General features: G+C 41.5%; 6 protein-coding genes. 1 reads left to right on the forward strand and 5 read right to left on the reverse strand.

Annotated elements, in window-relative coordinates; translation table 11 throughout:
• On the forward strand, positions 1-765 hold the full coding sequence (locus DDZ16_RS17225; protein WP_109265731.1) for a LytR/AlgR family response regulator transcription factor: 765 nt from the start codon (positions 1-3) through the stop codon (positions 763-765).
• Positions 766-1,639: 874 nt separating this feature from the next.
• On the opposite strand, the gene DDZ16_RS17230 is transcribed toward DDZ16_RS17225, so the two are convergent.
• The 5 genes from DDZ16_RS17230 to DDZ16_RS17250 all read right to left on the reverse strand — a co-directional run bounded on the left by DDZ16_RS17230 (position 1,640) and on the right by DDZ16_RS17250 (position 12,210).
• Complete coding sequence (locus DDZ16_RS17230) at positions 1,640-3,358, reverse strand: acyl-CoA dehydrogenase family protein (RefSeq protein WP_109265732.1); 1,719 nt, start codon at positions 3,356-3,358, stop codon at positions 1,640-1,642.
• Between the two features lie 63 nt (positions 3,359-3,421).
• Positions 3,422-4,441 carry an electron transfer flavoprotein subunit alpha/FixB family protein gene (locus DDZ16_RS17235; protein WP_109265733.1) on the reverse strand — a complete coding sequence of 340 codons (1,020 nt, stop codon included), beginning with the start codon at positions 4,439-4,441 and terminating at the stop codon, positions 3,422-3,424.
• 30 nt (positions 4,442-4,471) lie between these two features.
• A complete protein-coding gene (locus DDZ16_RS17240) occupies positions 4,472-5,344 on the reverse strand; it encodes an electron transfer flavoprotein subunit beta/FixA family protein (RefSeq protein WP_109265734.1) in 873 nt (290 codons plus the stop codon).
• An 830-nt stretch (positions 5,345-6,174) separates the two neighbouring features.
• The gene (locus DDZ16_RS17245) at positions 6,175-9,657 is read right to left on the reverse strand and encodes an AAA domain-containing protein (protein WP_109265735.1); all 3,483 of its coding nucleotides are present in this window, start codon (positions 9,655-9,657) and stop codon (positions 6,175-6,177) included.
• A 354-nt stretch (positions 9,658-10,011) separates the two neighbouring features.
• Positions 10,012-12,210, reverse strand: coding sequence for a S9 family peptidase (locus DDZ16_RS17250; RefSeq protein WP_109265736.1), 2,199 nt, complete (start codon positions 12,208-12,210; stop codon positions 10,012-10,014).
• Positions 12,211-12,436: the final 226 nt, after the last annotated feature.

Below are 12,436 nucleotides of genomic sequence, written 5' to 3' on the forward strand. Positions count from 1 at the left end.
ATGAATATTTTGATCGTAGAAGATGAACTTCCAACCCGCAGGCTGTTAAAAGATATGGTATTGAGAACCCGCCCTCAATGGGAAATTGCCGGAACTTCTGGAAGCGTTGAAGAAACGGTGGAGTGGATTCAGGAAAATCCAATGCCCGATCTCATATTCATGGACATTCAACTCTCTGATGGAAGCAGTTTTGAGATTTTTGACAAGGTGGATATAAATAGCCTGGTCATTTTCACTACGGCTTATGACGAATATGCCATTCAGGCGTTTAAGGTTAATAGCATTGATTACCTTCTCAAGCCCATCAATCAGAAAAAGCTGGAGGCAGCCATTGAAAAATTTGAAAGACTTTATCAGAAGGCCGCCCCTATTGCCGGCCCCGACTACAATGCCCTTAAAGAAATGCTGAGTTCCGGTAACCAGAACTATCGGTCACGTTTAATCACCAATGTGGCTAACGGATTTAAAAAAATTGACATACAAGACATTGCGTGGTTAGTGAGTTCGAACAAAATAACCTCAGCGGTGACATTTGACGGTCATCAGCATGTGATAGATTTCACTCTGGACAAACTGGAAAAAGAACTTGACCCAAAAATATTTTTCAGGGCTAACCGGCAGTTTATACTCAATATTGAAGCCATCAGAAAAGTTGAAAACTGGTTCAATGGCAAGCTGGTTGTGAAAACACATCCTGATGTAAAAGAAAAAATTGTTGTCAGCCGGGAAAGGGCCAAAAACTTTAAAGACTGGATTAATCAATGAAGGGTAAAAGGTAATGGGTATAAGGTTTGGCTAATAGGTTTGGCGGATCGGAATCCGCCTCACCTATTAGCCAAACCTGACTTCTTTCCTGTCCAAAATTTTTTAAACAGTATTTTAGCGTCTTAAACCCTTCTCAAAATTTTTTAGATTCACTTTGAGACACTCCATGACATCCTGAAATATTTTAGATTGATTTCGAGCAGCTCAGAATGATTCTAAAATTTTTTAGATTCATTTCCAGCGACTTTAATCCTTTCTGAAATTTTTCAGATTCATTTTGAGTCAATAAAAATCAGCCTAAAATATTTTAGATTGGACTTTTATATCCGTAAACAGTAACCAATAAATGGGCGGGTATTAGTCACGACGGAAGAATAGGTGAGATGGCAAAGGGAGTCGGATTCTTTCCGGGGGAAGCGGCAGAGTCGAAGCCAATTCGCCTATTACTGAAACTGGAGGATCGGAATCCGCCAGCCCTGATTCTTTCTTAGAAACTGTTTTAATTTTGTTTTTGGAAGATGTTTTTGAAGAATTGAGTTCTTAGACAAGTCAAAATTGACACGAATAGCAACGCTATTTAAGGAAATTTTGATGAAGTATAAGAGCTCATGACCAGAAAACATCCCAAAGGATAAAACTTAAACAGTTTCTTAATCAATAGATCGTTAGACTTTTAGATATAAGATTTAAGATAGATCATATAACACTGATAATCTGGGCTTTAAGACGAAAAACCATTCATCCCCAAGAGCTTGAACTTTAGACTTTTATAAAAGTTTAACGGAGTATTGTTAATATACCGGCCGTTTAAATCAAAAAAAAAAGCAGGACACACTAATGTATCCTGCTTCGGTTAGATCAAACTATTGATTAATTATACATTTTCCTGAACCTGCTTAAAATGGCCAAGATCATCCAATGATGAATTGGCAATAAATTCGGCTCTTGAGCGGTTCTCTGCACGCCCCATCCGGATATAGATTTCTGTTGAAGTACGGAATTTATCATCCCGCTCAGTATCCAGAAGCAACAAATAGCCCATAATGATGTGGCCTGCCATTTCAACCAGACGGCGGGCATGGAAATCTAGGTACTCATTGTCACCTACAGCAACAACAGCTTTAACAGCTTTCTCATACTCTTCGGTCATACCAATCAGGGTACGACGGAAGCTGTGCAGTTCGGGACGAAGATTCATTGCTTCAAATTCACGAATGCGCTTCAAATAACCATCGGTAGTAACGCCACGAATAGCAGCCACAACCTGAAGCTGAGTGGTTCCTTCATAAATAGTGGTAATACGGGCATCACGATAAATGCGCTCAATCGGGTAATCTTTCATGAATCCGCTACCACCGTGAATCTGCAAGGAATCGTAAGCCAATTGATTACTGTACTCACTACTCATTCCCTTCAGCAAAGGAGTAAAGAAGTCGGCCAGACGCTGATAATATTTCATATCCTGACGCTCTTCTTTAGTCAGCTGACGCTTTTCAGCCAAGTGCATGTAAGCTTTGTACACATCCACATAACGGCTTGTTTCATACAATAATGTACGGGAAGCATCCAGTTTGGCTTTCATGGTAGCCAGCAATTCATATACTGCAGGGAACTTGATAATGGACTTACCAAACTGCTCACGTTCTTTGGCATATTCGAGTGCTTCGCGGTAAGCTGCCTCGGAAATCCCTACAGACTGGGCGCCAATACCCAAACGGGCACCGTTCATCAATGCCATCACATATTTGATAAGTCCCATTTTGCGGGAACCAACCAACTCGGCAGGGGCATCTTTAAATACCAGTTCACAGGTTGGTGATCCTTTGATACCCATCTTATTTTCGATCCTGCGGATCTTAACAGCCTTATGGGCACGATCGTAAATAAACATAGACAAACCACGACCATCTGATGTTCCTGCTTCAGAGCGGGCCAAAACAAGAGAGACATCACCGTCACCGTTGGTAATAAAACGTTTTACACCATTGAGGTACCATTTGCCGTCATCTTCGTTGAAAGTAGCCTTAAGCTGAACCGCTTGAAGATCCGATCCTGCATCAGGCTCTGTCAAATCCATTGCAGCAGTCTCACCTCTTGAGATACGAGGGAGAAAACGCATTTTCTGATCCTCATCTGCAAATTCGTTGATGGTTTCGGCGCAGTCCTGAAGTCCCCAGATATTAACAAAACCGGCATCGGCACGCGAAACCAAATCGGCAGCCATAATGTAAGGCACGATAGGAAAATTGAGCCCTTCATATTTGCGGGGCAAAGTGATTCCCATCAAACCGGCCTTCACCAAAGCATCCAGGTTTTCCTGGGTTCCTTTGGCGTAAATCACTTCGTTCTTCACTATTTTTGGACCCTCTGCGTCCACACTTTCAGCATTGGGCGCCACTATATCACCCGAGATCTCACCCACAATATCCAGCACTTTTTCGTAGCTGTCCATTGCATCTTCAAAATCCATCGGAGCATAGTCAAACTTGTCCTTGTCCTCAAAGTCATTCTCTTTGAGGGCCACGATCTTTTTCATCAACGGGTGGTTGAGATGAAATTTAAGATCCGGATTATCTGTATAAAAATTAGCCATTTTTCTATTTATTTATCCGACCATCATATGCGGTCATAAAATCCTACATTGTTGAAAAACCCTCTATTTCGTATTTTTCCTATACGCCTTTATGAGCTTTGGAATAATTTCCATTACATCGCCGGTCATCACATAATCGGCCAATTTATTAATGGGCGCTCCGGGGTCATTATTAATGGCAATAACCATAGATGATTCTTCCATTCCGGCAGTGTGCTGAATCTGACCTGAAATACCACAGGCAATGTAAAGCTTAGGTCTGACGGTAACCCCGGTTTGACCAACCTGACGGTCATGCTCGGCAAAGCCGGCATCAACAGCAGCGCGCGAAGCACCAACTTCACCGCCCAATACTTCTGCCAGCTCATAAAGTACAGAGAAATTCTCTTTAGATCCCATTCCATAACCACCGGAGATAATGATGGAGGAATTTTTAATATTGATGCGGTTCTTCTCAATGTGACGTTCAATAACTTTTACCACCTCATCTTCGGGCTTCAAAATGCTTTTTACATCAACATCTTTTACTTCCCCTTTGTGAGATTTTGAGAAAACCTCCTTCTTCATTACCCCTTCACGCACGGTAGCCATCTGAGGACGGCAATCGGGGTTAATAATGGTGGCTACAATATTTCCACCAAAGGCAGGCCTTATCTGATACAAAAGGTTCTTATAGTTCTTCTTGGCTTTCTTGTCTTCATGGTCGCCAATTTCGAGGGCTGTACAGTCTGCAGTCAGACCGCTCTGAAGAGCAGATGATACACGTGGCCCAAGGTCACGCCCCATGGTAGTAGCACCCAAAAGGGCAATTTGCGGTTTTTCACGCTTAAATAAATCAACGATAACGGAAGTATAAGGCAACGTGGTGAAAGGTTCCAATCGCTTATCATCGCCTACATGAACGATATCAGCACCATATGGAAAAATATGCTCTTCAATTCCCTTAAGTTTATGTCCCAGAGCCAGCGCTTCCAATTTACAGTTTAATTGATTGGCAAGCGAACGCCCTTTGGTAAGCAGCTCCTGGCTCACATCAGCCACTTTGCCATCTTCAATTTCGCAAATAACAAATATATTGTCCATTTTCAATTCATTTTTAGTTCATTGACCGGCCTAACCAATGGTATGGTTGGCAATCAATTCTTTAACCAGTTCTTCAATATCTTCATCATTGGCCTGAATATGACGTGCTTCTTTGGCCTGGAAAACTACATTCTCAATTTTCTTCACTTTTGTAGGTGAACCGGAAAGTCCCAACATCTCGTGATCGCTTTCAATATCTGCCACGCTCCATTCAGGAATATTCAGATAAGGCCGGTCCTGTGTCAGATCGATGTAGTCTTCAGACTGATTTTGACGCTCAGTAATGGTTTGAGCATGCTTGTATTTCATCACCAACTTGGCATTGCGAGGACGGCAGGGAGCAGCTGAGCTGTTAATGGTAACAACTGAAGGCATTGGACACTCTACTGTTTCCACGCCTCTTTCCAAACGCCTTTTCATAGAGACTTTTCCTTTCTCAGCAGAGTAAATTTCTTCACCATACGTAACCTGAGGAATGCCAAGCTTTTCAGCGACCTGAGGGCCTACCTGCGCGGTATCTCCGTCAATAGCCTGTCGTCCGGCAATGATCAAATCAAACTTTTTGATTTTGCGAACGGCACAAGAAATAGCATAAGAAGTAGCCAGAGTATCAGAACCGGCAAAAGCACGGTCGGTCAATAAGACACCATCATCAGCTCCACGAAACAGGCCTTCTCTAATAACATCAGCAGCACGTCCCGGTCCCATGGTCAATAAAGTGACTGTGGATCCTGGATATTTGTCTTTTATTCTCAATGCCTGTTCAAGTGCATTAAGATCTTCCGGGTTGAAAATAGCCGGCAGAGCCGCACGGTTAACTGTTCCGTCGGCTTTCATGGCATCCTTGCCCACATTGCGGGTATCGGGCACCTGCTTGGCAAGAACAATAATTTTTAATCCCATTTTCTATAATGTGTTTAAATTTGATAATATATCTTTTTTAAGCAACACAAATATAGCAAAAGCCGGCAATCTCCAAACAGAGCAAAGATTCTGTCGGACAACACATTAAACTTAACTCTTGTAAACCAGAGGCAGCTTTAAAAAATCAAATACTGTTAAAAAACAACGCATCAAACAGTTATATTGTATCGTTATTGATAGAAGTAAACCACAGCGGAGTTAAAAAAATGAAGATTTTTAGAGTAATTTTTATCTGATCTTAATTATACGCGGCCAAATACAATAGACCGCTGGATTTTTAAATATTAGATTTCACTATTGTCCGGTAAAACAATAGTATTCTTTTTTATGCGCTCAGACCGCGCTGGCTTTTACTTTTTTGTTGATTTGCACAAGGTGAAAAATTGCGGCGGCTTACCCGACATTCTACACTTGACTTGACTCTAGTGTCAAGTCAAGCATAGTCTGACGGCCCAAGCCTTGCTCTTTCTACCTTGTGCTTCTCAAAAAAAAGACTCACTTAGCTACGGCTATGCTTACTTTTTTGTTGATTTGCGCAAAGTGAAAAATTGCGGTGGCTTACCCGACATTCTACACTTGACTTGACACTAGTCTTACGGAATATTGAAATACATAATAATTGTAAAAAGCTTAAACGCAGAGACGTCGCGAGGCAAACGTGCTATTGTGACCAACGCAACAGTGTTGTTGCGACAATCGCAATAAAGAGTACATATCAAACCATTCGTATCCTATCAGGTATTGGATAAAGACCTTTGTCCGGAATAACCGGGATTGCAATGCAATAAAGAAGCTCCGGAAAATCAAGACTAAATGTCCAATATGGCTCGGGCTCCTTTTTTAAAGTAGCCTCCACTTTTATGAATATCACCTATTAGCTTACCATAAATTTCATCAGGTCCTAAAACCCCTTCATTCCCGGTGAGAATTATTTGTTTCCGTGCGCGGGTTAACGTAACGTTTAATTTTCGGTCAACAAGAGCAGGTTTCATGCCCCCGGAAGTAAGATTTTCAATCATCACTCTGTTTTGGGCTAAGAAATCGAGTTGCTCCGGACGATTCATGCAAAATGAAACAAGAATAAAATCCTTCTGCCCTCCCTGAAAACGCTCAACGGTATCAATTTGAAGGCGCTCAAAACAGGTATGCCCGTCAGTTTCCAGTTGTTCTCTGATGCTGGCAATCTGACTGCGAAAGGGCGTTATTACACCTACCCTTTCTACAATTTCATCGTCATCTGACAGATTATGAAGGAGTGAAATTTCCTTTAAGATGGCAGATATCAAATGGGCTTCTAAAGCATTGTGTTTTTCTGAAAAATCCCTGGGGGCAAATGCCGAAGGAATGAAGACCACCCTGTTTTCGGAAATCAAATTCACCAATTCTCCATCATTCCCTGTTTCCCTGTCAAGCAATTTGCCTTTCTGATGCGTCAGTTCGGCAGATTTCAACTTATTATTGTAAAAGAACCGGTTAGTAAACAACGATAAATCGGGGTGCATACGTCCCTGAAAAGTCAATTCGCCCCAGGCGTGGTTCCAGTTATTCTTTTTACACAAAAAGAGCATGCGTTCAAAGTAAGAATTTCGCCTGTCCAGTAATCCTATTTCGTGGAGTTTTTCATCGTTAACTTTTGATTCGGCCGGTGATTGGGTGACCACTGCCGGCAATTGTCTTTCATCCCCAATCAACACAAAGCGATTGACCCTGCCCAGGAGGTTGATGATATTGGGTTCAAGGATTTGAGACGCTTCATCAACAATAGCAATATCAAATTTTTTGAGCTCAAACAGTTCGTTTTTCCCTAATACAGAGGAAAGCGTTCCCGCAAACAACCGGGTATCCTCAATAAGTTCTCTGATCTCCTTTCGGTTTTTGAGATTTTTGATCTTGCGGTCCAGCAACAAGTCCTCATGACTGCGATCACATCCCAGGGAAGACCCAATGCGGATCATATTATCCTGCACAATGGCCCTCACCGATGAGCACATCTCATCCACTGCCCGGTTGGTATAACTTACCAATAATACATTCAGGTCCGTTTCAGAAATCAGTTCTTTCACAAACCGCCTCAGAAAGAGATTGGTCTTGCCCGTGCCCGGAGGTCCAACCAACAGATAATAATCCCGGGCATTCCAGGCAGATGAAAGCACCTGATTTTGTTCCTTACGGCTTTCCTCCAGGTAAGTTGAATCCTTTACATTCACAAATTCCCTTAGTTCATCATTCCCGGAAACGGGCGGTCTCAACCCCAGCAATAATTCACGACGAGCCGGGGGCAATTGCAGAAATTCAAAGAGCCCGTTATGCATTTGTTCAAAATTATTGTCCAGAGAATCATGTTCAAGCACCCATGTATCAAAACCTGAGAAATAATCCAGCGAACTTTGTTTCTGACGCAATTTCACTGTTACCTCTTCATTGCTTAAACTTTCAATAGAACACTTCAACACCCGGTGATTAGTGGCCATAAAACGGTCTCTTAAATAGGGATAAAGCACACAGATATCTCCTCGGCGGAAATTAATAAACCGGGGCTCGTCTTTTGGCCGTCGAAGCGTAATAGAGGCATTTTCATTGTCGGCATGATTCTCTTTAATTGTGAGATCGCGCAACTCATTAAATACATCTTCATCCGACAAATCGGTTTTATTCCACAAAGCAGAAAGACCTTTAGTGTACTCTCCATCGCCCACTTTACTGAGAATCTTCTCCCGACTGATGAATGAAGAAAAAGCAAAGAAATATTGTTGTTCAAGGGGGGATATCTTATCAAGAATTAGTTTTTTGTAATCGAAGAATTTTGAGAAAAACCAGCTAAATCGTTTATCTGCCGGATTTAAACCATACTTCTTAACATCAATACTCCGAACAAATACTTCGCTCAAAGGATAAGGTTCCTGATCAGAAGCAAACCGGTACTCCCAGGTCACAATTTGATTTCTTACATTTATGATTTCCCGTTCAAAGCTCTTGAAATGGGACACATACCTGAGGGCTTCACCTTCCTTGTCAGCGGCAGAATAAAGAACAGCATTAAAAATCCTTTTAGGATGATGGCCAAGAACCCTCTGGGCAAGCATATTGTACATCCGCACCTGAGCTGCATGGTCCTCAGACACAATGGAAGGGTTGTCATATGGGAAAGGCAACTTCCCGGACTTTAACTCCAGTATTTTAGACTGATAGTGGGTATTCTCACTGGGCGATTCATCAAACAGATCCATACGCCCCTGAAGACCAAGCTCGGGACTCATCAACGAAACTTCCAGATTACTTTTTGCGCGATCAATAGGGTGATGATCACCTTTTCTGAATTCATTATCAACCACCCGTCTGAGATTCGCAAACTGAGTCTCCAATTCGTTAAAGTAGCTTTTATCAATACCATCCAAAGAGGTATATGGAAGTGGAAACGACTTAAACGAATCCATCAAAACATTTTTGAATTCCTTCTTTTTGCCGGGCTGTTCGTTCAACAATTCATCAAAGAACATATTGGCAACATTCCCTTTATGAATGGCCTTTGACAACTTCCGAACCTCGGAACGGGCAATAAAAAAAAGTTCAAAAGCCCTTATATTTTTCCCTTTTATGTTGTTAAAACAACGGGCTATGGAAGTTACATCCAACAGGTAATCTGGTTCAAGCACAATAAGACCGGGCACTACTTTCCCGTCTTCATTTCGATGGGTTTCGAGAAGTTGTAACTGTTGTCCGGGCTGCATCAATTCTACAGAGGCGGTAAGTTCATCATTTATTCCCTTCACATTATAAACCACTACCACCGGAGCTGCATCCCCCTGAACATCCGGCTGAACCAATAACTCCTTCTGTTCTGCATCAATTTTCAGCAACATCCCCCTGAATCCTTCAGGGTTAACATGATAGTGTTTCTTTTTCTTTTCTGCAATCTCCCGATTTTCGTAGTGGGCCTTTAAATCTGCAGGAATTTCCACCCCAAAGAATTGGCCGTAAGACCGGGCAAGCACCTTTAGCCCCCAATAGTATTGTCCCTTATTGGGTTCCTTTCGGTTTTTAATGACACTATTTGCAAAAATCCTGAATTCATGAAGCTTCCCTTTGAGATCGTCTCCTATTTGCAGTTTTTGGCAAACATATTCGAGCCTGCCAAACAGGTTTGAAAAAGTTAGCCCGTCTTCTTTGGTAAGATGCCTGCAACATTGTTCCAGGGAAATTCTTTGACGTTTTACTTTCTCCGGAACAGAAAAATCCGCTTTGGTTTCTATAGAAATTAAATCATCAAAAAAGCGCCGAGCCGGGTCTATCATAAAAACACAGATTTTGACTTAAGATGCGCCGAAAAACGCACCTTTCATCAGTAAATAATTAGTCTAAGTTACAGGTCTGATGCCTGCCTGACCGGTAGGCAGGGAACTCACATGGTTGATTATTTACATTTTCTTTTGAGGCAACCGCTGCCATGCTCGTTTCATTCGTACAAAACATAATAAATTAATTGGTCTGATGCCTGCCTGACGGGTAGACCGACACGAATTAGATATTTCGACTATGCTCAGCATGACACACTTTTGTTTTTTATACTTTTTTGAACAGCTCCCCGGCCGCCATGTAAATTTTGCCCCATTGCCTTTTTCAGCTACCCCTGCTTACAATTTCTAAATCTACAGATTGCGGAAAATGTACTGACTCATCATGGTAAAAAGATGATGTCGGGTATTGCCTCCGTAAATACTGTGATTACGGTTGGGATAAACAAACATATCGAACTGTTTGCCGGCCTGAATCAGTTGTTCTGAATATTCCACAGTATTCTGAAAATGTACATTGTCATCGGCAGAACCATGAATCAGGAACAATTTTCCACTTAGATTTTCAGCCATATTAATGGGACTGTTATCGTCGTAGCCACCGGCGTTCTTCTGAGGTGTTCGCATGTAACGCTCAGTATAAATAGTATCGTAATAACGCCAATTGGTTACAGGTGCAACAGCAATTCCTATTTTAAAATTATCGCTTTTACTTAGGCAGATGGAGGACATATAACCGCCAAAACTCCAGCCCCAAATGCCAATCCGGGCAGGATCCACGTAGCTGAGAGTAGATAAATAATCAGCTGTCTCAATCTGATCATCGGACTCCAGATTTCCCAGCTGCATATAAGTCGACTTCTGAAATTCTTCTCCGCGGGCTCCGGTTCCCCGCCCATCAACACTAACAACCAAATACCCGTTAGAAGCGAGATATTGCTCCCAGTTAATGCCCCATTTGTCAAGTACCTCCTGAGAATTTGGGCCACTGTATTGCGACATCAAAACAGGATATTGCGTTAAACTGTCAAACGCCAATGGTTTTATCATGTAACCATTAAGCTCTATTCCTTCTGAGGTCGTAAAAGTGAAAAACTCCTTTTGGGGAACATCGTATGTTGCCGACTCCTCTTTCAGACTGGTGTTATCTTCTATTATTCTTACCAATTCACCATCCGACTTGAAAACAGAAACCACCGGCACATTATTTGCAGATGACCAGGTATTGACAAAGTATTCATAGTTATCACTGAAGTCGGCTTCATTAAAGCCTTCATCTGTGCTTAGTTTGACCATCTCCTCTCCTTCAATGTTGATGGAATAAACTTCCCGCTTTAATGGAGACTCTTTTGCTGCCTGAAAATAGAACAACTCCTCGTCATTGTCATATCCGTAAAAATTGGTAATATCCCATTCTCCGGTAGTAATGCGACGAACCAAAATGCCGGCCATTGAATACAGGTATAAGTGGTTGTAACCATCATCCTGACCTACATAAACAAAGTGGTTGCCATCCTCAAGAAATTGAATGTTATCCAAAACACTTTCGGTTATGAACTTATCCTCACGAACAGTCAGTAAAACATTACTTACGCCACTGGAAGGATTGGCAATAAAAAGCTCCAATTGATTTTGAAGGCGATTTAGTTTCAAAACACCCAGTTTGTCAGGATCATTACTCCATCTTAAACGGGGAATATATACATCTTCCATATTTCCCAAATCCATTTCCTTAGTGGTTCGGTCCTTCACATTAAAAACATGAACCGAGACTTTGGAGTTTTCTTCACCCGCTTTTGGATATTTGAATTGGTATTGTCCGGGATACAGAGCGTATTCTTCTCTTTCGGGATGTGAGCCTTTATAAAGGGGAAACGAATATTGTTTCACCTCTGATTCATCAAATTTCACAAAGGCAAGATCCTCGCTGTTGGGAGACCATTCCATGGCTTGGTTATATCCAAACTCCTCCTCGTAAACCCAGTCAGGAATCCCGTTAATGATTTTATTTTCCTCGCCATCTTCAGTAATAGCGCTGGTGGTACCAAAACGCAGCTTCTTCAAATAAATATCATTGTCACGCACATAGGCAATCATATAACTGTTGGGCGAAAAAACAGGAACCTGTTGTTTTCCATCCTCAGCAAGCGGAATTAGCTCGCGGTACTTGCGTTCGTACACATAATAATTGGCAAGAAATGAATGCCGGTAAATTTTGTCAACATTATTATAGACCAGAATTTTAGATTCATCAGGACTAAACTCATACCCTTTGATACTCTGAACCTCAGAAGGATTACGCTTAATATTTTCTATATCAAACAAAACATCAACTTTCTCCCCTGTTTTGTAGGAATATTTGACAATCTTAGTCCCATTGCTTTCCAGGGTGGTGTAATATTCGCCGTCATTCATCGACCGCAACCCGCTAATAGAATGGGCTCTGAATGTTCCTTTCCGGGTAATATCATCCAGTTCGATTTGCTTTAATTGAGAAAACGATAACTGACCTAAGAGTATCGTAAGCACTAATATCAATGAAAATTTTTGCATAGCTGAAAATAAATTAGCTTTAAACTAAAAACACTTAAACAAATGAATACCAGACATCAACTAATAAGTGGCTGTTATTCTATTCACAAACAAAAATAAGCACAATTTGGTATTTTCCTAAAATGAGGAACTGTTAAGATTATGGTTGATGGAATTATAAACCTGGGCATTTATGCAATAGATCGTTAGATTTTCAGATACCTTCCTGACGGCAGTCATTAGGTTT

The sequence above is a fragment of the Marinilabilia rubra genome (assembly GCF_003121985.1).
GTDB lineage: Bacteria > Bacteroidota > Bacteroidia > Bacteroidales > Marinilabiliaceae > Marinilabilia > Marinilabilia rubra.